The following is a 24,750-nucleotide window of genomic DNA, read 5'->3' as shown; positions in this document are numbered from 1 at the left end:
CCGCGGCCGCCGGCGACTGGATGCGCACGCTCGAGCTCAACCTGACCGCTCCGATGCATCTCACGCAACTGGCTCTCGGCGCACCGCCACGTGGCGGCCAGGGCTTCGCGCAGCAGGCCGGCCAACCGGGGGTCCTCGGCCGCCGTCCACAGTCCCGCCGCGCGCTGCCCGCAGGCGCCGGCGAAGGCGACCAGCGCCCGGCCCGCGGGCAGCTCCGAAACGAGATCGACGGCACTGTTGACGGTCGTCATGGCGTCAGAATATTGCCTCGGCCTTGGAGATCAGCTTCCCGCCGGCCGCCTGGATGAGACCTCGGCAGTTATTGCGTTTCGGCCCGCAGAAGTTGCGGGAGGCGGCGATGGATATCTTCTTGAGACCGCCCGGCCGGAGCAGGTCGCCGTCGCGGGCGAAATCGAGCAGTTGCTGCTCGGCGTGGTAGCCGGCCCCCGGGAACGGCCGCGCTTCGACGCCGTGCTTGGCCAGGATGGCCAGTTGCTCCTCGGTCCAGCCGCGGCCGGCCTGGGCGGCGAACCGGCCCTCGGCGGTCGTCATCACCGCGACGGTGATCTTGTCTTTGACGAAGTCGTCGCCGACGTCGAACGCGGCGTGCACCTCGTCGGCGATCTCCTTGTCGCTGCCGCAGTTGTGGACCAGGACGTGCCGGCTGCCTTCGCCCACGTAGTACGTGTGATCGCGGGCGACGGTGAGGTTGTAGACGGTGGTGGTGGCGCTCCGCGTGGCCAGCGCGGAGACCGTGACCTCGGCGCCGGAGAGGAGTCTCTCGCCGATCTTGAGATCCGCGGCCGGCACCCAGGAAGCGCGGTCGAGGCTGTAGAACTTGTGGCCGGCGGTGGCGGTGATCTGCGATGGCGGGCCGCCGCCTCCGGCGCCGGCTCCGGCCAGCGTCAGATCCACCAGGGACTTGTCGCCGGTGCCGGCCACCGTCGCGGTGACCTGAGCCGGTGCGGTCAGACCGGTCGACGGCGCGGTGGCCTGGACCGTGTCGCCCGGCTGCACCTTCTCGATCGGTTTGCTGCTGCCGTCGGCCATGAGCACGGGCGTGCCGGCGGCGAAGGAGTTCTGCGCGAGCCGGGACGTGCCGCCCGCCGCGACCTTGCAGCTCTCCCCCGTACTGGTCTCTTTCTGCTTGGCCTTCTTGGCCCCGTCGGCCGCCTTCTGCGAGGTCGCCTTGGCCTTGCCGCCGGCGTCCTTGGCGCCCTTGGCCGCCTTGGCCGCCTCATCGGCGTACTTCTTGGAGTCGGCCGCCTCCTCGGCGGTCCGCGTGGCCTTCTTGATGTACCGCGGAATCGCGGTCAGCGCGTTCTTCGCGCTCTTCAACCGGCTGTACGCGTCGATCAGCCGCCGCCCCACGCCGATCGCCTTGATCGCGACCTTGGCCGCCTTGAACATCTTGCCCCACGGCACCGCCTGCAGCGCGGTGCTGATGCAGGCCACGATGTCGCCCTCGGTGATGCAGGCCTTGGCGTCGTTGAAGCCGACCAGGTCGAGGATCAGGTTGACGATCTCGTCGCCGATCTGTTTCACGAAGCCCTCGGCCTCGTCCACGATCTTCTTCGAGTTCAGCCAGTCCGGGTTCTCGGTCTGCTGCTCGCCCTCGCCGGCCGCCGCCGTGTTGGCGTCGGTGGTGGCGGCGCACGCGGGCGGGTAGTTCTGGCACGCCATCGCCTGGTAGTAGGCGGCGTACGTATCCGACATGCCGTCCGGGTCCTCGCCGGTCGGGTCGGTCATCGCGGTCGGCCGGGCGTTGGTGTACGAGTACGTCGACACCGCCTGGTCGGTGGCCGGCTGCTCGACCGGGTCGATCGAGGCGAACCGCCCGGTCGACGGGTCGTAGCTGCGGGCGCCCATCGCGTACCGGTCGCCCTGGGTGGTGTCCTGGTAGGTGCCGGCGAACTGGAACGGGTTGTCCGGGGCGGCGTCCGACTTCTTGTCGGTGCCGCGGTCGCCGCCGAACGCGTCGTACGCGTACTGCCACTCCGACGCACCGGCCGGTGACACCACGGCCGAGACGCCGCCGAGCCAGTCCCGCAGGTAGGAGTGGGTGCCGTCGGCGGTGGCCAGGCCCAGCGGCGAGCCGTACGGGTCGTAGACGTAGGCCCGGCTCGCGGAGCCGCTCTGCTGCTCCGAGGCCAGGACCGGCCGGGCCGCGTTGACGTCCCAGCTCCACTTCTGGGTCACCGCGCCCTGCACGGCGGAGACCCGGTTGCCCTGGGCGTCGTACGCGTAGCCGGTGGTCGTCCCGCCCACAGTGGACGAGGTCATGGTGTGGTCGAGCGCGTAGGTGAAGGTGTCGGAGCCGGCCTTCGTCTGGTTGCCCTCGAGGTCGTAGGCGAAGGTCCGGGTGTTGCTCCGGCTGCCGGTGACCGTCTCGGTGGTGAGCTGGTCGGCGGCGTCGTAGGCGTACGTCGTGGTGGTGTTCTCGCCGGTGGCGACCTTCTTCATGGTGGTGCGGTTGCCGACCAGGTCGTACGTGTAGTCGGTGCGCGACGCCGACGCGCCGGCACACGTCTGCGCGCCGAAGCACTCGGCGGTGATCCGGTTGGCCGCGTCGTAGGTGTAGGCGGTCGCCTCGGTGATCGTCGGCTGCCCCGGCTCACCGGTGGTCTTGGTGACCCGGGTGGGGTTGCCGACCTTGTCCAGGACCAGGTCGAACGCGGACAGCGTGGTGTCGCCCTTGGTGGAGGCGATCCGGGTCATCCGGCCGGCCCGGTCGTAGCTGCGGCTCTCGCTGATGCCGGTCGCCGACGGGTAGTCGATGCCCGTCAGGTGGTCGGCCACGTCGTAGGAGAAGCCGTACCGCGAGGTGGCGCCGCCGCGGGTGGCGGTCAGGCTGGTGATCCGGTCGCCGTCGTCGTACTCGGCGCCGATTCTCGTGCCGTCGGGGTAGGTGCGCGCGGTGACCCGGTCGGTCGAGTCGTACTCGTACGCGAAGGTGTCGCTGCCGCGGGTGACCCCGACCAGGCGGTCGGTGATGTCGTAGTCGTAACTGAGCACGCCACCCGGATCGGCCGCCGACACCAGGCGGTTCTTGGCGTCATAGCCGTACGTGTACGTGACGCCGCCGGAGCCGAGCTGCTTGCTGGTCAGCCGGCCGAGGTTGTCGTAGTCGTAGAAGATCGTCCGCGCCGGGCGGTTCGGGTCGGGCCGTCCGGGCTCGACGATCCGGGCGGTGACCTCCTGGGTCAGGTTGGAGTCGGCGTCGTAGACGTACTCGCGGCGCCGGCCGGCCGGGTCGGTCGAGACGGTGGTGCGCCCGGCCCGGTCGTACTCCAGGGAGGCGGTGCGGCCGAGCGGGTCGGTCCGCTTGATCACCTGGCCGTTGGCGTTGTAGCCGTAGGTCAGCGACTGCCCGCCGGTCGCGTCCGGCCCGGTCACCGTGGTGAGCCGGTCGGCCGCGTCGTACCCCAGCTTGGTGACCTTGCCGTTGGCGTCGGTGGTGGCCGTGGTCCGGTTGATCGCGTCGTAGCTCGCCGTGGTGACGTTGCCGAGCGGATCGGTCACCGTGGTCGGGTTGCCGGCCTGGTCGTAGCCGTACGTGGTGCGGAAGTCGGCCGGGTTCGCGCCGGCGACGTTGCCGCGGGGCTCGGTGATCGAGGCGACCCGCCCGTCGTCGTCGTACGCCATGGTGGTGACGCCGCCGGTCGGGCTGGTCTGCCGGGTGACGTTGCCGGCGTCGTCGTACTCGATGGCGGCCGCCCCGGCGCCCGGCCCGGAACTGCCGGTGCGCCGGTTGGCCTCGTCGTAGAAGTTCTCCAGCTTCTCGCCGCGCTCGTTGGTCATCGAGACGACGTTGCCGTTGTTGTCGTAGCCGACCGAGGTGCCGTTCTTGAACTGGTCGCCCTGCTGGGTGGGCCGGTCGAGGGCGTCGAACGCGGTGTCCACCTCGACCCGCTGCCCCTTCGTGCCGTACGGCCGGTCGGTGCGGATCAGGTTGCCGTTGAAGTCGTAGTGGAAGACCGCGGTGAACAGGTTCTTGTCGGCGCCGGCGACGTTGCCGCGGGGCGACGTCTCGGTGGCGACCCGGCCGTTGACGTCGTACGTCCAGCTGGTCTTGTTGCCCTCGCCGTCGGTCTGCGACGTGCGGCGCCCGCCGGCCGAGTAGGTGACCGAGCTGACGTTGCCGACCGGGTCCTTCACCTCGACCAGGCGGCTCGCCCGGTCGTAGGTGAGCCGGCTGGCGTTGGACAGCGGGTCGGTCTGCACGACCACGTTGCCCAGCTCGTCGTACGTCGTCCGGGTCGGCTGCGGCTCACCGGGCTGCAGCGTCTCGGTGACCAGGCTCATCTGGTCGTACGTGTAGCGCGTGCGGTAGGCGTCCTTGTTGCCCCCGCTGACCGTGCCCCGCGGGTCGACCACCGAGAGCATCCGGCCGGTCCCGTCGTACGTCATCTCGGTGCGCCGCCCGGTCGGCGCGACCTCGGCCGTCCGGTTGCCGTACGCGTCGTACTCGTACCGGGTGACCTTGTCGCGCGGGTCCTTGCGGGTGACGACCTGGCCCTTGGCGTCGTACGTGTACTCGTATCCGGTCCCCTGCTTCGGGTCCTTCTGCGAGGTCATCTCGTTGAACTGGTTGTACGTGTAGTTCCAGGTGTTGCCGCGCCCGTCCTTGACCGCGGTCACGTTGCTGTTCGCGTCGAACGTGTTGACCTCGGTGAACGCGAACGGCTCGGGCGCGGTCCGGGCGACCGGGTTGCCGGCGTCGTCGAACTTCGTGGTCTCCTGGTTGCCGTTCGGGTCGACGACCAGGTTCTTGTTCAGCTTGCCGGTGTAGCGGTGGTTGACCGTGTCGTTGTTGCCGTTCTGGCTGTACAGCAGGACGTTGTTCTTGTAGCCGTCCTTGACCGTGACGCCGTCCGGGTCGACCGTCGTGGCGATCTGCGGGCCGGCCTGCCAGGCGAAGGTGGTCTTCGCGCCCTCCGGGTCGAGCTGCTCGGTGACCCGCCCGTTCGCGTCGTAGGTGTTGCGGATCAGCTTGTTGCCGCGGGCGTCGGTGATCTCGGCCAGCCGGCCCCCCGCGTCGTACGCGTAGCTGGTCACGTAGTTGCGCGGGTCCTGCGTCTTGAGCAGGCGGCCGTCGGAGTAGTCGAACTGCGTCGACCGCCCGTCGGGCAGCGTGATCTTCGTGATCAGCCGCAGGTCGGCGCGGAACTCGAAGCGGACGACCCGGCCGCTGGCGTCGGTGACCGTCGACAGCGGCCCGGCGCTGGAGTAGGCGAGGGTGATGCCGAGCCCGCGGGCGTTCTTGATGGACAGCAACCGGCCGTCCGCGTCGAACGACAGCACCCGCTTGTCCGGCGGCACCAGCTTCCACCCGGCGCCGTCGCGCGACAGCGCCGACCGGACGCCGGCCGGGGCCTGGTAGCCGCCGTCGGACTGCCGCAGGTAGACGGCCTCGGACCCGTCCTCGGCCCGGACCCGGACGGCGTCGCTGCCGGCGGCGACGATCCGGATGTCGTACGAGGAGCTCCAGCCCGGCCCGAACATGCCGACGTTGGTGTTACCGGACGAGTAGTAGCGGGCGTGGTTGAACGGGATGCCGTAGGAGGCCATCGTGAAGTCCCGCTCGACCCGCAGGAACTGGCCGGTCGCGGTGTTCACGGTGGCGCCGCGCAGGGCCTGGGCGGTGACCGTCGGGCCGAGCACCGTGCTGCATCCGCAGCCGATCACCTGCCCGGCCGCGATCGTCGGCACGTCCTCGACCCGGCGCGGGTGGGCGGCGTTGGAGGCCGGCGACGTCTGCTCGGCGCCGTCGGCCGCGAGCTCGGTGACGGTGACCGTGTAGCTGCGGGCCTCGTCGAGCACCCAGCCGTCGGCCGCGCCGAAGCTGCGGCACAGCTCGGCCGGGCTGGCGCATCGGCTCAGGTCGGCGCGGCCCAGCACGGCCGACCGCTGCTCGGCGCCGGTCTCGGCGTCGGTGACGGTGGCGAACCAGCGGCCCCACGAGTTCGGGTCGCCCTCGTTGACCTCGGCGTTCCAGTAGACGACGAGCGAGGTGTCGCCGAGCAGGAAACCGGGCCGCAGGATCGGGGTCCCCGGAAGTGCGGCGGCGGCGAGCTTCTTCGCGGTGGCTTTGCGCGCGGCCTTCTCGGCCGCGGTGGGCACGCGCGGCTTGGACGCGGCCTCGACGGGCGGCGGTACGGCCGGCGCGTCGACCCCGGCCGGCAGCCCGTGCCGGGGTGTCGCCGTGGCCGGCAGCGGTCGGTTGACCGGGCCGGCCCCGGGCGCCGCGACCGGGGCGGCGACCGCCGCCGTGGGTGGGAACGAAATGAGATAAGCGGCGATGACCGCCGCGATCAGGGCATGGCAGAGCAGCCTGAATCGACTCGACACGCGCACCGAACACTCCCCCGTGGATGGTTGGCGTTGCTTGTCCGCCAAGCACGCTGTCGCATCGATATCAATCGACGCATCCACCGAACGGGTGATTCGATGTGCCTAGTTGGGAGCGCTCCCAAGTCTGACCCCTTGAAACGCCGAACGGCGGCCCGCTGGAGTCAGCGGACCGCCGTTCGGCGTGTTCTTCAGATCAGAGCGGGCGGATGTTCTCCGCCTGCAGGCCCTTCTGGCCCTGGGTGACCTCGAACTCGACGCGCTGGTTCTCGTCGAGGCTGCGGTAGCCACTGGTGGCGATCGCGGAGAAGTGGGCGAAGACGTCAGCGCCACCGTCGTCGGGGGTGATGAAGCCGAAGCCCTTGTCGCCGTTGAACCACTTCACGGTGCCTGTAACCATGTCTGCTCCTTCGCGAGCTCACGGGGGCCCACACTGCGCGAGCCCCGGTACGCCGCTGCGTTGATCACCCGCGTCGGAACCGACACGAAAAACGAAAAGCGCCTTGACGGGGTTGTCGATGACCCATCAGGCGCCGAAAACGTCTACGGAAATCAAAACTGCAACCCGGCAACGGTAGCACGCCCTCGGAGCATCCCTCAGTCCTCGGGAATGACCATGTCGAACCGCTCCGGCCGCGGCACGTCCGGGTCGGGACCATTCCGTACGCCCGTGTCCAGCCCGTCGATCGTCGCCACCTGCTCGTCGCTCAGCTCGAAGTCGAAGACGTCGAAGTTCTCGGCGATGCGGCCCGGGTTGGTCGACTTCGGGATCGCCGAGCGGCCGTGCTGCAGCTGCCAGCGCAGCATGACCTGGGCCGGCGACTTGCCGTGGGCCTCAGCGACAGCGCCGATCGCGGGGTCCTGCAGGACGTTGCGGCGCTCCTCGCCCCAGCCGGGGTAGAACGTGATGCCGCCGATCGGCGACCAGGCCTGAGTGAGGATGCCGTGCTCGGCGTCGGCCTTCTGCACGTCGGGCTGCGAGAAGTACGGGTGCAGCTCGATCTGGTTGACCGCCGGCACCACGTCCGTCCGGGACAGCAGGTCGTCCAGGTGGTGGCGCATGAAGTTGCTCACACCGATCGCGCGGACCCGGCCGTCGGCCAGGAGCTTCTCCAGGGCCTTGTACGCGGCGACGGTGCGCTCGAACCGGTCGGTGGCCGGCTGGTGCAGGATGAACAGGTCGAGCTGGTCGACGCCGAGCTTGCGGGCCGCCTTGTCGAAGGCGTGCAGCGTCTCGTCGTAGCCGTAGTCGCTGACCCACACCTTCGTCTCGATGAAGACGTCGGCCCGGTCGAGGCCGGAGCGGCGGATCCCCTCGCCGACCTGCCGCTCGTTGCCGTACGCGGCGGCCGTGTCGATGTGCCGGTAACCCACCTTCAGCGCCGCCTCGACCGCCGCGGCGGTCTCCTCGGGCGGGCTCTGAAAGACGCCGAGCCCGATCGCGGGCATCGTCACGCCGTTGTTCAGTACGAGTTCTTGGACCATGCCCTCGACGTTATGCCGATCGCGGGCGATCAGAGGGGTACGGCCATAACCCCCTTCGGCCGGGACCGCCGCAACCCGGGCGTCAGGGCCACGGTGACGGCCAGCGACGCCACCGCCAGGACACCCATCGCGTGGGTGGCGCCGAGCCGGGTGGCCAGCACGCCGCCGATCGCGGCCCCGATCGCCTGGCCGGCCATCAGGCCGGTCGAGTAGAGGCCGAACGCCTGGCCGCGCATGTCCGGGCCGGCGGCGCCGACGAGCCGCTCCTGCAACGGCAGCGAGGCCGCGTAGCCGGCCGACGCGACGAACGCGAGGACCAGGGCGGCCGCGGGCGAGGGCGCGAACAGGAAACCGAGGTACGGCAGGGCCAGCAGCAGGCGCAACGGCTCGATCAGCCGGTCCCGGCGCCGGGGCGGGACGAACCGGCCCATGACGACGTCGCCCACGAGCATCCCGGCCGCGGCCACGGCGAACAGGTAGCCGGCGAAGGACTGCCCGGCGAACGGGACGAACAGCGCCTCACACCCGACGATGAGCCCGTTCGGCACCCACATCGCCAGGTACAGCGGGCGGGTCACCGGCGAGCCGAGCAGCCGGCGGTTCACCTCCCGCGTACGGGTCACCAGGCCTTGGCCGTCCGGACGGGCCACGCCCGGGCGGTCCCGGATGCCCAGCCGCAGGATGACCGCCACGGCCACCGCGCCGGCCGCGGCGACCAGGAACAGCGTCGACGGCGTGAACACGGCCAGCAGCAGGCCGCCGAGCCCGTAGCCGGCGATCTGCATGACCCCGACCGCGATGTTCAGGGTGGCCCGGCCCAGCACGAAGCCCTCCGGCGGGACGATGTCGTGCAGCAGCCGCATCGTCGAGCCGCTGGTGGCCGAGCCCGCGAGGTACGGGATCGCCAGCAGGGCGAAGCGCCATCCCCAGGACAGATGCGGCAGGGCCTGCAGCGCGAACGCGACCGCATAGGCCAGCGGCATGATCGCCGAGGCGCGGCGCGGGCCCAGCGAGTCGGAGGCGCTGAGCACGGTGGCCGAGCCGATCAGCGTGATCAGCGGCCCGCCGAACATGGCGAGCGCGGTCAGCACCGGCGAGCCCGTGCTGGCGTACGTCGTGGCTCCCAGGGCGAGGCTGCCGATGGAGATGGCGGCCATCGTCACGCAGCGGACGAGGAACAGCACGCGGAACTCGGCCAGGGCGAAGATCTCGCGGTAGGTGTGCACGGCCCGACTGTGCGACAGTCGAGCGTGCTGTCGCCAATGATTCGCGGAGAGGCGAAACGTCATGGGTTCCTGGCGGGTGTCGGCCGACCTGCTCGCGTCGAGCCGTTTCGTGCTGTCCCCGATCGCCGAGACGGTGGCCGCGCTGACCGTGCTCGAGGTGCCGCTCGGCCCGTGGCAGCAGGCGTTCCACGCCGCCAACCGGGCCGCCTACGACGAGATGCTGGCCCGTCACCCCGTACGGCACGATCTTGTGCACCGAGCCTGGCGCCCCCGCCGGGGTGACCAGCCCGGGTGGATGGCCGACTTCCTCGGCACCGTGCCCGCCGAGCCCGGCCTGTCGTTCGACGAGGAGCTGGCTCAGCTGGCGGGCGAGTGGGACGACGCCTCCATGCGGGCCGAGCTGTACGCCCTGCGACCCGGCCGGCTCCCGGCCACGCTGCTCGGCCCCGGCCTGCGCACCGAGTTGCTCGAGCTGCTGACCTGGGTCTGGACGGTCACGATCGAGGCCGACTGGCCGCGCCGCCAGCGGGTCCTGCAGGCCGATGTCCTCTCTCGCACCACCACGCTGGCCACCCGCGGCTGGTCCGGCGTGATCCCGACCCTCGGCGCCAACACCGAGTGGCTGGGCGACGGCCGGTTCCAGATCAACCGGTACGACCTGCCCGAGCGCGATCTGACGGCGGCCGAGACGCTGCTGTTCGTTCCGGTCCACAGCAACGGCTCGTGGGTGCAGTGGCACGAGCCCACCCGGTACGCCCTCGTCTACCCGGTCACGGGCGCGCTGGCCCCGGTGGCCGGGGCCGACGTGAACGGCCTGGCCCGGCTGATCGGCGCCAACCGGGCCCGGCTGCTCCTGGCGCTGGGCGACCCCCGTTCCACGACCCAGCTCGCGGCGCTCTCCGGGCTGCCCCCGGGCGCGGTCGGCAACCACCTCAAGGTGATGCTCGACGCCGGTCTGGTGCTACGCCGCCGGGCCGGCCGCGAGGTCCTCTACTGGCGGACCGCGCTGGGCGACTCCCTATCGGCCACCGTGGTTTTCCCGGCGCGCTGAGTGGGCACGTCACGATCACGACATTGGTGACGTACGAGGAGGAGGCCCCCCGCCATGGCAGGCAACGAGCACGACGTGCACCGCAGCACCAAGAGCGGCCGGTTCGTCAAGGAGAGCACCGCCGAGCGCTCCCCCGACACCACGACCACCGAACACGTCGGCGGCGCCAAGTCCCAAGGCGACCGTGAGGTGCACCGCAGCGCCAAGACCGGCCACTTCGTCACCGAGACGACCGCCGACCTCCACTCGTCGACGACCGAGACTCAGCGCGTCTGAACGGTCGCGCGCGCCGCTTTCAGCGACGCGTGGGTCGGCGCGTCCGGCACATGGGCGGGCCGGCCCACGGCGAACTCCTTACGCAGGATCGGCACGATCTCGCCGAGACGCTCCAGCTGGTGCAGGACCTCGGCGTGCGGGATGCCCATGCCGTCCAGGACGAACAGCTGGCGCTGGTAGTCGCCGGCGTACTCGCGGAAGCCCAGAATCTGGTCGATGACCTGCTGCGGGCTGCCGACCGAGAGCGGCGTCTGGCGGATCATCTCCTCGAGGGAAGGGCCGCCGCCGTACACCGGTGAATGGTCGAAGTACGGCCGGAACTCGCGTACGGCATCCTGGGACTTGTCCTTGACGTAGAACTGGCCGCCCAGGCCGACGATCGCGGTGTCGGCCGGGCCGTGCCCGTAGTGCTCGAAGCGCTCCCGGTACAGGCGGATCATCCGGCCGGTGTGCGACGGCGGCCAGAAGATGTTGTTGTGGAAGAAGCCGTCGCCGTAATAGGCGGCCTGCTCGGCGATCTCGGTGCTGCGGATCGACCCGTGCCAGACGAACGGCGGCACCCCGTCCAGCGGGCGCGGCGTCGACGTGAACGCCTGCAGCGGCGTACGGAACTTGCCCTCCCAGTCGACCGACTCCTCCCGCCACAGCCGCCGGACCAGCGCGTAATTCTCGACGGTGAGCGGGATACCGGCCCGGATGTCCTTGCCGAACCACGGGTAGACCGGCCCGGTGTTGCCCCGCCCGAGCATCAGATCGACCCGCCCGTCCGCGAGATGCTGCAACATCGCGTAGTCCTCGGCGATCTTCACCGGATCGTTCGTCGTGATCAGCGTCGTCGAGGTGGACAGAATGATCCGCTCGGTCCGCGCCGCCACATAGCCGAGCAACGTGGTCGGCGACGACGCGATGAACGGCGGATTGTGATGCTCGCCGAATGCGAACACATCCAGCCCGACCTGCTCGGCCAGCACCGCGTACTCGGTGATGCGCTTGAGCCGCTCCTGCTCCCCCGGCGTCTCCCCGGACACCGGATCGCGCGCCAGATCACCCACCCCGAAGATCCCGAACTGCATCGCTCCCCCTCATCTAATTGACACGTCAATCATGCGCTCTGATTGACGTGTCAACAACAGCGACGTACGTCACGGGCCGCAGTAGTCTCCGAGCAGTCGCTCACGCCCGCCGGAGGTCACATTGGTCACCCGTGAACGCCGGCGAGCCATGTGGGCCGCCGCCGCGGTGGCGGTGGCTGCCTCCGCTTCTTGGCTCCCGGGGGTGCCGCTGCGGGCCGGCCCCCTGGAGGGCACCACCTTCGAAGAGCTGCACGCCCGGACCGACCCCTCGCAGGCAGGAATCCTGTGGGGGTCGCTCCTGCTGCACAACCCGACCGGCAAGACCATCACGATCGACGGCGTACGCATCGCCGGCAACCCGCAAGCCCTGGAGCCGTCCGCCGGCCCCTATATCTGGGACGTCGACCGCTACGAGCTGCTCGGCACGGGCGCCATCAGCGCCTATCAACTCCCGTTGCCGCCGGCCAAGTTCACCATCCCGCCCCGGCACGAGGCCAAGGGCTTCCGGATCCCCCCGCACGCCGAGGAAGACAGCATCGAGGTCGTCTACGAATTCCCCATCCCCACCCGCACCTCGGAGCTGCACGGCATCACGGTCAGCTACCACGTCGGTGGCCTCGCCTACCGCAAGACCTACGACATCCACCTCACCATCTGCGCCCCGAACGACCCGGACCCGTGCGACCAGCTCTGACCCGGCACCCGGGACGAGATTTCCAGACCGTGGTCGAGCGGCCGCCGCTCAGCGGGTTGGCCGGGTCGGGATGATCGCGGGGCTCGACAGGCCGGCGTGGGTAACGATGGCCGTGCCGTAGCGGTCCTGCCGGCTGCTGTTGTCCTCACCGCACCGGCTGAGGTTCAGCTTGCCGCGAGGCGCACACGGTCCACGACATCAGCTGGCGCCGGTGAGGGCGGGGCTCGCGATTATGGCGTGTGCTGCTGGTTGGTGGCTTCCTCGTAGGCGGCGGTCAATGCTGCAAGCAGGCTGCCGGGGACCTCGAACAACCGTTGGTGGGGCTTCATGGTGAAACCGAGCGCCTGGTTGACGGCCGGAATCGATTCGGGGGCCCGGCGGGTGAATACGCTGGGCCACAGCTGGAGGTAGGCGGCTTTCGGCTCCAGGTAGACGGTGGCCAGGCCGGCGTTGTCACCGCGGAGGCGGGGTAGCAGCGTGGTGATCTGGTTCTTGCCTCGGTAGGTGACCAGGCTGACCATTCCGCGGCGGTCGAGGTCGTCGGCCCAGTCGGCGAGGCGGGTGAGCAACGGCTGGGACGCAGCGGGCGCCGCCGCGGTGGCGGCACGGAAATCCTGGGAGCCCGGCTGGAGGGCGTTGGCCTGCCGGGCGGTGGCCTCGGCGGCCGACAACTCGGCGATGCGTCGCCCCGGGTCGACACGCTGCGGGACGAGAATCTTGGATGCGCCGACCTGGTAGGACGAGATGGTCAGCAGGTCGATGGTCACTTTGTCGGTGATCGACTCGAGGTAGCCGACCAGCTGCACCAATTCGTCCGGCACCTGGTCGAGCACGAGCACGAGCCGGAAGTCGCCGCCGGCGAGGCTGTCAGCCAGTCCCTGGGTGAACGAGGCCTGGTCGAGGGCACCCTCCTGGTCATCGGCGCTCACCACGTCCCAGACCGTTGCGGCACCGAACTTGGACAGGTGCGGGCCCAGCGTGGCCTTCTGGAAGTACTCGAGATCGAGACCCTGGAGGTAGGCCGCGTAGGAGAGGATCTGCGCCACCACGGCCCGGCGGGCCTCGGAGTTGCCGGCGAGCTTGATCTCAATGATGACAACCCGGCCCGAGGATTCGACGGCGAGGATGTCCGCCCGCCCGGCGCCAAGTTGGACTTCGGCGCCGAGGACGGTGATGCGCGGAGAGCCGGAGAGGGGCAGCATCTGCGGTCCCTCGGCCACCGCGTTGTGCAGCTCCTGCTCGGCGGCGTACGGGATCGTCGCCATCGGTTGCCATTTTCCTGCTTGATCGAGTCCCCAGACGGCAGTCATCGGCGGACCGTAACACTCGTAGGACAGCCGGTCGTGTTCGCTGGATCAGCGGGCGATCATTCGGCGCAGGAGGGAAGGCTTGGCCTCGGTGAACGGCCTTCGGCCGACGGTCGGTTCGAGGAAGGCGTTGAGGTCGGTGATGGTGCGGCCGGCGGACAGTTCGGCGTGGATGGCGTCCATGGCCGTGGCGAGATCGTCGTCGAGGTCGGCGGTGTAGCGGTTGCCGTGGACGCGGATCTCCAGGGTGCCGGGGCCGATGCGGAACTCCGGGTCGTCGGTCGGGCTCAGCGGGATGACGGGCGGGGGTGGCTGGGGCTGGGGGCCTCGCAGGGCCGCGACCGCGACGCTGATCAGGTCGAGGGCCGGGCCGGCGGCTGCGGTGAAGCAGAGGATTCGGATGACCTGGTTGTCGTGGGCGGCGCCGAAGGAGCCGAGCGAGACGAGGGCGGCGATGTCGGTCCAGAATCGCCGCGTCGGGAACGACGCCATGATGATCGGGAATGTAGCTGACGGCGCCAAGCCCACAGAAGGGTCAGCGCGGTCAGGGCGGCCGCGAAAAAGGTCCAACCCCAAGGAAACGGCGGCGCCGGATCGGTGGCGATCGTCGTGGTGATCCAGTTGTTGATGTTGTCGACGCGGGCGCTGTAGTCGGGGCCGGTGTGCGGGCAGCCGGGACCCGAGCTGACCACGGCGACCAGCGTCGGGGTCTGCCCCTTCTCCTCGCGGAAGTAGGGGCCGCCCGAGTCGTGCGGGCAGGGGCTGGTGTCCTCGTTCGGGGCGATGCCGGTGGTGGCCAGCAGCGCGTCGCCGACGTCGTCGATGCGGAAGCGGCCGGTCTGCAGGCGCGACACCGGGACGTACGCGCCGTCCCTGGTGGTCAGGCCGAAACCGGTCAGGCGCACGGTCTCGCCGGGGGCCGGGGCGGTGGTGGCCAGCCGCAGCGGGGTGATGCCGGTGACCGGGGCGGCCAGTTCGGCCAGGGCCACGTCGTGGGTGTCCGACTGGCGCACGGCGACGACCCGTACGTCGTACCCGCCCTGGCCCTTGACCTTGACCCGCCCGATGGTGGCCGTGGTCTCCCGGGCGACGGGGCGGCTGACGCGCTTGCCGTCGGCGTCGCGGAAACAGTGACCCGCTGTGATCACCCAGCGTGCGGCGATGAGGGCGCCCGAGCACGAGCTGTCCCGGGTGCCGGCGCCGGAGGTGGGCAGGCCCTTCATCGTCAGCAGGACGGCGAAGGGGTAGGCGCCGTCGCGGGCGTTCTCGCCGTACGCGATCGCCGCCGCGGGCGGGGGGTCGCACAGGATAATGAGAGCGGCGAGCGCGGCGGCGAGAGCTTTGAACACGGTTTCATCTTTGGGAGCCGCCCGTTGCCGGGGCGTCAGCGGCGTCCTTACCGATCCTTTATCTGAGTTGTGCGAGCGTGACGCGGTGCGAGTGCTGGTGGCGGAGGACGAACAGGTGTTGGCCGACACCGTGGCCGAGGGTCTGCGGCGGCTGGCCATGGCTGTCGACGTCGTCTACGACGGTGAGGCGGCCATCGAGCGGCTCGGCGTCAACCGCTACGACGTGGCCGTCCTCGACCGGGACATGCCCAAGCGCACCGGGGACGAGGTGTGCCGCTGGATCACCGACTCGCAGACCGACACCCGGGTGCTGCTGCTGACCGCGGCGGCCGGCATCCGTGACCGGGTCGAGGGGCTGGGTCTGGGCGCCGATGACTATCTGACCAAGCCGTTCGCTTTTGCCGAGCTCGTCGCCCGGCTGCAGGCGCTGTCGAGGCGTACGGGCCCGGCCTTGCCCCCGGTTTTGGAACAGGACGGCGTGGTGCTGGACGTGGCGCGGCACACCGCCAGCCGGGACGGGCAGGTGCTGTCGCTCTCGCCCAAGGAGTTCGCCGTGCTGCACGTGCTGTTGCGGGCCGGCGGCCGGGTGGTCAGCGCGGAGGACCTGCTCGAGCAGGCGTGGGACGAGCACGCCGACCCCTTCACCAATACCGTACGGATGACTGTGATGACGCTGCGGCGCAAGCTGGGCGACCCCGCGGTGATCCACACCGTGCCCCGCGCGGGATACCGACTCGGTTCATGATCCGCCGCCGCCTGCTCGCGCTGTGTGCCCTGCTCCTGGTGGCGGCCCTCTTCGTCCGGAGGATGGCCGGGGAGTTGCTGTCGCTGTGGTACGAGTTCGGGCCGTCCTGGTGTGCCATCCCGGGCCCGGACAGCCCGTCGGCGGTCTGCCGGCAGTTGTTCCGCCATCCCAGCCTGCCCATGATCATCGCCACGGTGATCGTCCTGGCCGCGCTGATGGTCGCCTGCGTTCCTCTGGTGCGGTGGTGCCTCGCGCCGCTGAAGAGCCTCGTGCCGGTGATCGCCAACGTGGGCCCGCAGAATCTCGGCTACCGCCTGCGGCCGGCCCAGAAGGACGAAGTGGGCGAGCTCGGCCGGGCGATCGACGACATGATGGACCGGATAGCCGTCGGCTACGAGGCCCAGCGCCGGTTCGCCGCCGACGCCTCCCACGAGCTGCGCACGCCGCTCGCCGTACAGCGGACCTTGATCGAGGTCGGCCTGGCCCAGGCGCTCAGCGAGGAGCAGCTCTCCCTGCTCACGGCTCAGCTCCTGGCCACCAACGAGCGCAACGAGCGGCTGATCGAGGGCCTGCTGGTGCTCAGCGAGAGCGACCGGGGCCTGCTCGCCCGCACCCCGCTGCGGCTCGACGAGATCACCGCCGAGGTGCTCGACGCCCACGCCACCCGGGCGCTCGAGGCCGGCGTGACCATCACCAGCGAGCTGACCCCGCGGATCGTCCAGGGCGAGCGGGTGCTGCTGGAGCGCCTGGTCACGAACCTGGTCCAGAACGCGATCAAGTACAACCGCCCGGGCGGGACCTTGGCGGTACGGGTCGGTGACGACCCGGCCCTCGTGATCACCAACACCGGCGACGACGTGCCGCCCGATCAGGTGTCCGCGCTGTTCGAGCCGTTCCGCCGGCTGAACGGCGCCCGCATCGACCACAGCGGCGGCGCCGGCCTGGGCCTGGCCATCGCCCGCTCGATCACCCGCGCCCACGACGGCGTCATCAGCGCCACCTCGACCGGCCACGACGGCCTCCGCGTCCAGGTGTCGTTCCCGCGCGCCCTCGCCGGCTGAGGTCCGCCTCGCCTTTGTTTCAGACCGTTGACTAGCCGTCACATATCTGAAACCTTGGATGCCTGCTCACGAAAAAACTCGGCAGGTAGTGCGAAATTTTCGTGGCAGACCTCCCCTTCATCCCCGGCCGGCCGCCGGGAGCCCCGAACTCCGGCGGCCGGCACCCGTAGAACAGAGGCCTTCATGAGAAGACTGTTCGCCTTTATCGCGGTGGCCGCCCTGGCCACCGTGGGACTCTCCCCGGGCGCGGCCCACGCCGCGGGCGGCGCCAACCTGGCGCTCGGCAAATCCGCCTCGGCCAGCGCGATCAACGGCCCGTACGGCGCCGGCAACGTCAACGACGGAAACGCCGACACCTACTGGGAGGGCCCGAACAACGCCTTCCCGCACTGGGTGCAGGTCGACCTCGGCGCCGCCACCGCCATCGACCAGGTCAAACTCAAGCTGCCACCCGCTTCGGCCTGGGCCACCCGTACGCAGACCCTCAGCGTGCAGGGCAGCACGAACAACAGCTCGTGGTCCGTTTTGTCGGCCTCGGCCGGGCGTACCTTCAACCCCGCGTCCGGCAACGCCGTCACCATCGACTTCACCGCGGCCACCGTCCGATATGTCCGCGTGAACATCACCGCCAACACCGGATGGCCGGCCGCCCAGCTGTCCGAGGTCGAGATCTACGGGGTCAGCGGCGGCTCCACGGACCCGGATCCCGACCCGCCCACCGGCACCAACCTCGCAGCCGGCAAGGCGATGGAGGCCTCCAGCTCGGTCTTCTCCTTCACGGCGCCCAACGCCAACGACAACAACCTGGCCACGTACTGGGAGTCCAACGGCTTCCCGGCCACGCTGACCGCCCGCCTCGGGGCCAACGCCGACGTCACCGGCGTCGTCGTCAAGCTCAACCCCGACCCGGCCTGGGGCGCGCGCACCCAGAGCATCCAGGTGCTCGGCCGGGCCCAGGGCGCGGCCAACTACAGCTCGCTCAAGGCCCGCGCGGACTATGCCTTTTCAGGTCAGAACACCGTCACCATCCCCGTCACCGGCCGCCTGGCCGACGTACAGCTGCAGTTCTTCACCAACACCGGCGCTCCGGGCGCGCAGGTCGCCGAGCTGCAGGTCCTCGGCGCCTGGGCGCCCAACCCCGACCTGACGGTCACGGCCGTCTCCTGGTCACCCTCGGCGCCCGACGAGGCCACCGCGATCACCGTCTCGGCGACGGTCCGCAACGCGGGTTCCGCCGCGTCGGCGGCCACTTCCCTGGACGTACGGCTGAACGGCAACGTGGTCGGAAGCGCGAACGTCGGTGCGCTGGCCGCCGGGGCCACGACCACGGTGCAGGTCGACGCGGGCCGCCGCGGACAGGGCAGCTACCAGGTCTCCGCGGTCGTCGACCCGGCCGACACGGTGGCCGAGCTCAGCAACGGCAACAACACCCTGACCGCGTCGTCCGCGCTGGTCGTGGGTCAGGCGCCGGGCCCGGACCTGCAGGTCACCAGCGTGACGCCGACGCCGGCCAACCCCGCGGTGGGGGCCCAGGTGAGCTTCGCGGTCGCGGTCAACAACAGGGGTACGAGTTCAGCGGCGGCCACCGTCACGCGCGTGACGGTCGGCAGCACGACGCTGAACGTGAACACGGGCGCGATCGCGGCCGGGGCGACCGTCACGGTCACCGCCGGAACGTGGACGGCAACCAGCGGCGGGGCGACCATCACGGCCATCGCCGACGCGACGAACGTGGTCGCCGAGACGAACGAGAACAACAACACGCGTACGTCGTCGGTGGTCGTCGGCCGCGGAGCGGCTGTTCCCTACGTCTCGTACGAGGCGGAAAGCGGAACCTACAACGGGACGCTGGTCGAGGCGGACGCCAAGCGCACGTTCGGCCACACCAACTTCGGCACCGAGTCGTCCGGCCGCAAATCGGTGCGGCTGACCGCCACCGGCCAGTACGTGCAGTTCACGTCGGCCAATCAGGCCAACTCGATCGTCGTCCGCAACTCCATCCCGGACGCCCCGGGCGGCGGCGGCCAATCGGCGACGATCAGCCTCTACGCGAACGACCAGTTCGTGCAGAAGCTGACCCTGTCGTCGCGCAACAGCTGGCTGTACGGAACGTCGGACGACACCGAATCGCTGTCCAACACACCGTCGGCCGACGCCCGCCGGCTCTTCGACGAGTCGCACGCCCTGCTGTCCCAGTCGTACCCGGCCGGCACGCGCTTCAAGTTGCAGCGCGACGCCGGTGACAGCGCCGCCTTCTATGTGATCGACCTGGTCGACCTCGAGCAGGTGGCCCCGGCCCTGTCCCAGCCCGCCGGCTGCACGTCGATCACCCAGTACGGCGCGGTCCCGAACGACGGCCTCGACGACACCGCGGCCATCCAGCGCGCGGTCACCGACGACGAGAACGGCGTGATCAGCTGCGTCTGGATCCCGGCCGGCCAATGGCGGCAGGAACAGAAGATCCTCTCGCCCGACCCCACCCGCGGCCAGTGGAACCAGAAAGGCATCCGGAACGCGGTGATCCGCGGAGCCGGCATGTGGCACACGCAGCTCTACACCAACACCGAGCCGCAGAACGTGGTCGGCAACATCAACCACCCGCACGAAGGCAACGTCGGCTTCGACATCGACGACAACACGCAGATCTCCGACCTGGCCATCTTCGGCATGACGACCAACCGGGCCAACCGCGGCCACGGCATCAACGGCCGCCTCGGCAAGAACACGAAGATCAGCAACGTCTGGATCGAGCACACCAACGTCGGCGCCTGGGTCGGCCGCGACTACTCCGACACCCCCGCCTACTGGAACCCGGGCGACAACGTCGAATTCAGCGGCATGCGCATCCGCGACACCTACGCCGACGGCATCAACTTCAGCAACGGCACCCGCAACTCGCGCGTCTTCAACTCGTCCTTCCGCACCAACGGCGACGACGCGCTGGCCGTCTGGGCCAACCCCCGGGTCAAGGACACCTCGGTCGACGTGGCCTCCAACAACCACTTCGTCAACAACACGATCCAGCTGCCGTGGCGGGCCAACGGGGCCGCCATCTACGGCGGCTTCGGCAACAGCATCGAGAACAACATCATCGCCGACACGATGAACTACCCCGGCATCATGCTGGCCACCGACCACGACCCGCTGCCGTTCAGCGGCACCACGCTGATCGCCAACAACGGCCTCTACCGCGCCGGCGGCGTCTTCTGGAACGAGGACCAGGAATTCGGCGCCATCACCCTGTTCCCGTCGTCCAAGGACATCGTCGGCGTCACCATCCGCGACACCGAGATCCTCGACTCCACCTACGACGGCATCCAGTTCAAAACCGGCGGCGGCAACATGCCCAACGTGGCCATCACCAACGTCAGAATCGACAAGTCCAACAACGGCGCCGGCATCCTCGCCATGAGCGGCGCGAGAGGCAACGCCACCCTCACCAACGTAACCATCACCAACAGCGCCACCGGCGACGTGGTCATCCAGCCGGGCTCCCAGTTCACCATCACCCGCAACTGACCCACTCGCCATCGCGGCGCCCCGGATTTCAATTCCGGGGCGCCGCCCTTTCAATCCGAGAGTGCTACGGTCCGCCGACAGCCGCTCCGACGTCTCCACGGTCGAGGAGACCGCGCGGCTCGCAGGACTTCCGCACGACAGCGGCCGCGGCACCGTCGAAGCCCTGGATCCGTTGAAGCTCGCCCGGCATAGTGCGTAGCTGAATTTCACAATCGCCCACGGTTCAGCCCGGGTGCGATGAGGGGAGCGTTGCTGAAATGCCGATGGAGCTCGGATTGTGGCGGGTGGACGGCCAGCCGACGCGCCTGAACCCCGGTGGAGCACCGCTCGAGAAGGCGCTCGAGGACCTCATCGAACGCGACCCCGACATCCTGGGCGAGCCGTTGATGATCATCGGCCGGCAAGTGACCACCTCTCACGGGAAGATCGTCGATCTTTTGGCCGTGGACGGGGACGGCGTTCTTCATGCCATCGAGCTCAAGCGGGACAGAACACCACGCGAAGCAACCGCCCAAGCTCTGGACTATGGCTCGTGGGCGCGGACACTCGCCCATGAGGACGTGCTCGATCTGTTCGCCCAATACCGGCCCGGCGAAACCTTCGAGCAAGCGTTCGCGGACCGTTTCGGCGTCACGCCGCCCGAAGAGATCAACACTGCTCATCGGCTCACCATTGTCGCCAGCGACCTGGATCCGGCGACCGAGCGGATCATCGCCTACCTGGCCGAGTACCAAGTGCCGATCAACGTCGCGCTGTTCCGGTACTTCCAGGACGGCGACCGGGCATATCTGGCTCGCACCTGGCTGCTGCCGGACAGCGACACCTCGGACGCGGTCGCTCCTCGACGGTCCGGCGCGAAGGAACCCTGGAACGGCCAGGACTGGTACGTCACCTTCGGCGAGGAATCCGGGATCCGGTCCTGGGATGACGCTCGCCGTTATGGCTTCGTCTCGGCCGGCGGCGGCGAGTGGTACAGCAGGTCCCTGCGCGCTCTGCCGCTTGGTGGGCGAATATTCGCCTACATCCCGAAGATCGGCTACGTCGGTGTCGGCACAGTCGCGGGGCCTGCTGCTCCGTTCGACGAAGCAGAACTCGTTGTCGATGGTCAGTCCCGAAAGATGACCGAGCTCGACCTCACCTCGGGGTACCGCCACTTGGGAAGCGGACCGGATCGCGACGAATACATCGTACCGGTCGAGTGGGACAAGACCCTCGATCACGCCAATGCCATCCGCGAGAAGGGCCTCTTCGCCAACCAGCACTCGGCCTGCAAACTGCGCAATCGGTTCACGTTGGAGACGCTGACGCAGCGGTTCAAGCTCGACCAGTAGGGCTTGACGTTCCGCAGCAATGGCCTCAGCTTCAGAGTTTCCCAACTAACCAGTTAGTTTACCACGACCGAGAAGGCCGCCTATCTTCTAACTAACCGGTCAGAAGATAGGAACGGGAGCCGCCCTCGTAAATAAGCACTGGACGCCGGAGCGGATCGGGGACCTACGCGGCCGGACCGCCTTCATCACCGGGGGGAACGGCGGCATCGGGCTGGAGACCGCCAAGGTGCTCGTGCGGCACGGGGCCGCGGTGATCCTCGCCGGGCGCGACCAGGGCCGTCTCGACGACGCCGCCGCCGGGCTGCGTAGCGGGTACAGCGCGGCCGACGTGGGCACGGCCGTGCTCGACCTTGGCTCCCTGGCCTCGATCGCCGCGACCTGGGCCGTCGGCCGGCTCGACGACCTCAAGAGCGAGCGGCGGTACGGCGGGATGCGCGCCTATGCGAAGTCCAAGCGGGCCAACGTCGTGTTCACCGCGGAGCTGGCCCGCCGCCTGGCCGGAACGAGCATCGTGCCGGTCGCCGTGCATCCCGGCGCCGCCGTGACCGGTCTGCAACGGCACAACCAGAGCCTGCTCACGCGCCTGGTCATCGCCTTGACCAGGACCATCGCGATGGGCTCGCCCGAGGGCGCCGCCTGGCCCTCGCTATACGCCGCGACCAGCCCGGACATCGTCGCCGGCGCGTTCTACGGCCCGGCCGGGCGCGATCAGACCTCGGGCACCCCCCAGCAGCTGCCGCTGCCGCGCGATGCGGCCGACCCGGCCGAGGGCGCCCGCCTGTGGCAGTACAGCGAGCGGGTCACCGCCGCCCGCTTCGCCTTCTAAGGGAGCATCGTCACCCGACCGGCGCTGGGCTCACCAGCGCGGCGACGGCCCCGACCAGCACCTGCCGGCGGTGTGTGCGCGACGACTTGGCGATCTGCGCCTGGAGCTCCGGAAAGACGAACACCCACAGGAACGACATGTGCAGGACCAGGTTGAGCAGATCCACCGGGCGGTAGTGGGCCGGCAGCGAGCCCGCCTTCTGCGCGGCCCGGATCTGCGCCACCTCGTCCTTGATCGTGTCGGACAGCACGTCCAGCCGCTCCGGGTCACCGGGGCGCTCCAGCCGGTGCCACATGGCCAGCCGGGCGATGCGGGGATCGTTCTCGTACGCGTCGAACAGCCGGCCCGCGTATCCGGGGAGGTCGCCGACCGTGATCGGCACCGCGGTCGCCGTCCGGGTGACGACGTCACTCATCACCGCGTCGAACAGTTGATCCTTGCTGCCGAAGTAGTGGTAGATCTGCGCCTTGTTGCTCTTGGACGCCGCCGCGATCCGGTCGACCCGGGCGCCGGCGATCCCGTACGCCGAGAACTCGTCGGCCGCCGCGTCGATCAGCCGCCGCCGGGTCGCCTGCGCATCTCGTACCACCATGCCGGCCAGCCTAACTGACTAACTGGATAGATAAATCCGCCGGGCAGGGATCGATCTGTGGCTATATCGGACAGAATGTCCGTCCTGTCGGACTGATCCGCACTGAGACTCCCCGGACGTTTGTTTGGGCTCAGCGGGGAGGCTGTGGGTTTTGCAGGGTCGCGTCAAGATGCCCCCCGTACATCCCGCGGTTGACGGCTCGCCGAGGTATGACTATCCGGCCTACAGCGTGCTGGCGGGGCCGGCCGCGGGGCCGGAGAAACGGGTCCGGATGCGGCGGCTGGCGCGGCGGCGGCCGCTGACCACGCTGGCGATCACGGTGCTGGCGTTCGGGTTCGAGACGACATTCTTCTTCTGGCTCGTGTCGTCGATCGAAATGCCTGACCAAAAAATGCGGCCGTGGTTGTTCGCGGCGACCGCGGTCATGATCGGGGCAACCGGGCTGATCGAGCTGTTCCGGCTGGTCAACGTGGTCACGCTGTGTCTGGCGACCTTGTGGGCGCGGGATCCGCAGCCGATGGTGGCGCCGGCCGGGCTCCGGGTGGCCTTCCTGACGACCATCGTGCCGGGCAAGGAGCCGGTGGAGATGGTGGAGCGGACGCTGCGGGCCGCCCGCCGGGTGAGACATCCGGGGCCGTACGACGTCTGGCTGCTGGACGAGGGCGACGACGCCGGCGTGAAGGCGATGTGCGCGCGCATCGGGGTGCGGCACTTCTCGCGCAAGGGCGTCGAGGCGTACAACCAGGCCAAGGGCGCGTTCAAGGCGCGGACCAAGCACGGGAACTACAACGCGTGGGTGGACCGGCACGGCGACGCGTACGACGTCTTTGTCTCAGTTGATCCGGACCATGTGCCGCTGCCGAACTTCTGCGAGCGGTTGCTCGGGTATTTCCACGACGAGGATGTGGCCTTCGTCGTGGGGCCGCAGATCTACGGCAACTACGACAACGTCGTCACGCGGTGGGCCGAGTCGCAGCAGTACTTGTTCCACTCGTTGCTGCAGCGGGCCGGGAACAAGCACGGCATCGCGATGCTCGTGGGCACCAACAACGCCGTACGGATCAGGGCCCTGAAGGCGATCGGCGGGCTGCAGGACTCGATCACCGAGGACATGGCGACCAGCCTGGCCGTGCACGCGGCCAAGAACGAGCGGACCGGGAAGCGCTGGCGGTCGGTCTACACGCCGGACGTGCTGGCGGTCGGCGAGGGGCCGTCGTCCTGGACCGACTACTTCAGCCAGCAGCACCGGTGGTCGCGCGGCACGGACGAGGTCGTGATCACCAAGTTCCACCGGCTGGCCTGGCGGCTCGGGTTCCGCCGCAGCCTGCATTACGGGCTGCTGATGTCGTACTACCCGCTGACCGCGCTGGCCTGGATGCTCGGCGCCCTGAACGCGACCTGCTATCTCGTCCTGGGCGCCAAGGGGGTGCAGGTGCCCCAGGAGGTGTGGCTGATGCTCTACGTGGACGCCGCGCTGTTCCAGGTCGGCCTGTACGTCTTCAACCGCCGGCACAACGTCTCGCCGCACGAGGAGGCGGGGTCGTCCGGGCTCACCGGCATGATCGCTTCCACGCTGTGCGCGCCGGTCTATGTGGCTTCCTATGTCGGGGCGGTGCTGCGCCGTCGCGCCGGTTTCGTCGTTACTCCCAAGGGCGATTCGACCAGCCCCGACCGGTTGAGCACTTTCCGGCACAGCTTGCTGTGGGCGGCCTTCTACGCCGCCCTGCTGGCCAGCGCACCGATCGGTCATCACGTGGACAGCGCGATGTGGCTCTGGCCGAGCCTGAACTTGGCCATCTGCCTGGCGCCGACCGCTCTGTGGCTGACTACCAGGAAGAAGCAATGACCCCCCGACCCAGACCGA

At 69.5% G+C, this 24,750-nt stretch carries 20 protein-coding genes; 10 read left to right on the top strand and 10 right to left on the bottom strand.

The features are described from left to right. The 5 genes from AB0J66_RS39335 to AB0J66_RS39315 all read right to left on the bottom strand — a co-directional run. The coding region (locus AB0J66_RS39335; protein ID WP_364672187.1) for a hypothetical protein at nucleotides 1-251 on the bottom strand (251 nt) is incomplete at its 3' end. Nucleotides 252-255: 4 nt separating this feature from the next. After that, nucleotides 256-6,351 (bottom strand): DUF6531 domain-containing protein, encoded by a 6,096-nt coding sequence (locus AB0J66_RS39330; RefSeq protein ID WP_364672185.1) that lies wholly within the window; start codon nucleotides 6,349-6,351, stop codon nucleotides 256-258. A gap of 196 nt (nucleotides 6,352-6,547) precedes the next feature. Beyond that, complete coding sequence (locus AB0J66_RS39325; RefSeq protein WP_364672183.1) at nucleotides 6,548-6,751, bottom strand: cold-shock protein; 204 nt, start codon at nucleotides 6,749-6,751, stop codon at nucleotides 6,548-6,550. Between the two features lie 197 nt (nucleotides 6,752-6,948). After that, nucleotides 6,949-7,836 (bottom strand): aldo/keto reductase, encoded by an 888-nt coding sequence (locus AB0J66_RS39320; RefSeq protein ID WP_364672181.1) that lies wholly within the window; start codon nucleotides 7,834-7,836, stop codon nucleotides 6,949-6,951. 29 nt (nucleotides 7,837-7,865) lie between these two features. Continuing rightward, complete coding sequence (locus AB0J66_RS39315; RefSeq protein ID WP_364672180.1) at nucleotides 7,866-9,062, bottom strand: MFS transporter; 1,197 nt, start codon at nucleotides 9,060-9,062, stop codon at nucleotides 7,866-7,868. 61 nt (nucleotides 9,063-9,123) lie between these two features. On the opposite strand from AB0J66_RS39315, the gene AB0J66_RS39310 reads away from it, so the two are divergent. Both AB0J66_RS39310 and AB0J66_RS39305 read left to right on the top strand, forming a co-directional pair. After that, on the top strand, nucleotides 9,124-10,113 hold the full coding sequence (locus AB0J66_RS39310) for a helix-turn-helix domain-containing protein (protein ID WP_364672178.1): 990 nt from the start codon (nucleotides 9,124-9,126) through the stop codon (nucleotides 10,111-10,113). A 54-nt stretch (nucleotides 10,114-10,167) separates the two neighbouring features. Continuing rightward, nucleotides 10,168-10,389, top strand: a complete 222-nt coding sequence (locus AB0J66_RS39305; protein WP_364672176.1) for a hypothetical protein — start codon at nucleotides 10,168-10,170, stop codon at nucleotides 10,387-10,389. Here AB0J66_RS39305 and AB0J66_RS39300 read toward each other — a convergent pair. Further along, nucleotides 10,377-11,462, bottom strand: coding sequence for a CE1758 family FMN-dependent luciferase-like monooxygenase (locus AB0J66_RS39300; RefSeq protein WP_364672175.1), 1,086 nt, complete (start codon nucleotides 11,460-11,462; stop codon nucleotides 10,377-10,379). The two genes, AB0J66_RS39305 and AB0J66_RS39300, sit on opposite strands and share 13 nt — an antisense overlap. A gap of 121 nt (nucleotides 11,463-11,583) precedes the next feature. Here AB0J66_RS39300 and AB0J66_RS39295 point away from each other — a divergent pair, with 121 nt between their 5' ends. Beyond that, nucleotides 11,584-12,156 carry a hypothetical protein gene (locus AB0J66_RS39295; protein ID WP_364672174.1) on the top strand — a complete coding sequence of 191 codons (573 nt, stop codon included), beginning with the start codon at nucleotides 11,584-11,586 and terminating at the stop codon, nucleotides 12,154-12,156. A gap of 230 nt (nucleotides 12,157-12,386) precedes the next feature. Here AB0J66_RS39295 and AB0J66_RS39290 read toward each other — a convergent pair whose 3' ends face one another. Both AB0J66_RS39290 and AB0J66_RS39285 read right to left on the bottom strand, forming a co-directional pair. Then, complete coding sequence (locus tag AB0J66_RS39290) at nucleotides 12,387-13,466, bottom strand: hypothetical protein (protein WP_364672172.1); 1,080 nt, start codon at nucleotides 13,464-13,466, stop codon at nucleotides 12,387-12,389. Nucleotides 13,467-13,816: 350 nt separating this feature from the next. After that, on the bottom strand, nucleotides 13,817-14,812 hold the full coding sequence (locus AB0J66_RS39285; RefSeq protein ID WP_364672171.1) for a S1 family peptidase: 996 nt from the start codon (nucleotides 14,810-14,812) through the stop codon (nucleotides 13,817-13,819). Nucleotides 14,813-14,897: 85 nt separating this feature from the next. Here AB0J66_RS39285 and AB0J66_RS39280 point away from each other — a divergent pair, with 85 nt between their 5' ends. The 6 genes from AB0J66_RS39280 to AB0J66_RS39255 all read left to right on the top strand — a co-directional run bounded on the left by AB0J66_RS39280 (nucleotide 14,898) and on the right by AB0J66_RS39255 (nucleotide 22,294). After that, the gene (locus tag AB0J66_RS39280) at nucleotides 14,898-15,557 is read left to right on the top strand and encodes a response regulator transcription factor (protein WP_364672169.1); all 660 of its coding nucleotides are present in this window, start codon (nucleotides 14,898-14,900) and stop codon (nucleotides 15,555-15,557) included. After that, nucleotides 15,554-16,618, top strand: coding sequence for an ATP-binding protein (locus AB0J66_RS39275; RefSeq protein ID WP_364672167.1), 1,065 nt, complete (start codon nucleotides 15,554-15,556; stop codon nucleotides 16,616-16,618). Before AB0J66_RS39280 ends, AB0J66_RS39275 begins: the two co-directional genes overlap by 4 nt. A gap of 183 nt (nucleotides 16,619-16,801) precedes the next feature. Then, entirely contained in the window at nucleotides 16,802-20,137 is a 3,336-nt protein-coding gene (locus tag AB0J66_RS39270) for a CARDB domain-containing protein (RefSeq protein WP_364672165.1), read from the top strand. A 61-nt stretch (nucleotides 20,138-20,198) separates the two neighbouring features. Continuing rightward, nucleotides 20,199-20,336, top strand: coding sequence for a hypothetical protein (locus AB0J66_RS39265; protein WP_364672164.1), 138 nt, complete (start codon nucleotides 20,199-20,201; stop codon nucleotides 20,334-20,336). A gap of 58 nt (nucleotides 20,337-20,394) precedes the next feature. Next, the gene (locus tag AB0J66_RS39260; RefSeq protein ID WP_364672163.1) at nucleotides 20,395-21,468 is read left to right on the top strand and encodes an endonuclease NucS domain-containing protein; all 1,074 of its coding nucleotides are present in this window, start codon (nucleotides 20,395-20,397) and stop codon (nucleotides 21,466-21,468) included. Between the two features lie 106 nt (nucleotides 21,469-21,574). After that, entirely contained in the window at nucleotides 21,575-22,294 is a 720-nt protein-coding gene (locus AB0J66_RS39255; protein WP_364672194.1) for an SDR family NAD(P)-dependent oxidoreductase, read from the top strand. A 10-nt stretch (nucleotides 22,295-22,304) separates the two neighbouring features. Here the strand turns inward: AB0J66_RS39255 and AB0J66_RS39250 are convergent, their stop codons facing one another. Both AB0J66_RS39250 and AB0J66_RS39245 read right to left on the bottom strand, forming a co-directional pair. After that, nucleotides 22,305-22,886 carry a TetR family transcriptional regulator gene (locus AB0J66_RS39250; protein WP_364672161.1) on the bottom strand — a complete coding sequence of 194 codons (582 nt, stop codon included), beginning with the start codon at nucleotides 22,884-22,886 and terminating at the stop codon, nucleotides 22,305-22,307. A 222-nt stretch (nucleotides 22,887-23,108) separates the two neighbouring features. Next, nucleotides 23,109-23,312: a hypothetical protein gene (locus AB0J66_RS39245; protein WP_364672160.1), complete on the bottom strand. Its 204-nt coding sequence runs from the start codon at nucleotides 23,310-23,312 to the stop codon at nucleotides 23,109-23,111. On the opposite strand from AB0J66_RS39245, the gene AB0J66_RS39240 reads away from it, so the two are divergent. Continuing rightward, nucleotides 23,311-24,732: a glycosyltransferase family 2 protein gene (locus AB0J66_RS39240; RefSeq protein ID WP_364672159.1), complete on the top strand. Its 1,422-nt coding sequence runs from the start codon at nucleotides 23,311-23,313 to the stop codon at nucleotides 24,730-24,732. The two genes, AB0J66_RS39245 and AB0J66_RS39240, sit on opposite strands and share 2 nt — an antisense overlap. The last annotated feature ends 18 nt before the right edge of the window (nucleotides 24,733-24,750 follow it).

The sequence above is a fragment of the Actinoplanes sp. NPDC049598 genome, assembly GCF_040675435.1.
In the GTDB taxonomy this organism is placed as follows: domain Bacteria; phylum Actinomycetota; class Actinomycetes; order Mycobacteriales; family Micromonosporaceae; genus Actinoplanes.
Note: the sequence above shows the minus strand (reverse complement) of the source record. Positions and strands in the feature narration are given on the sequence as shown.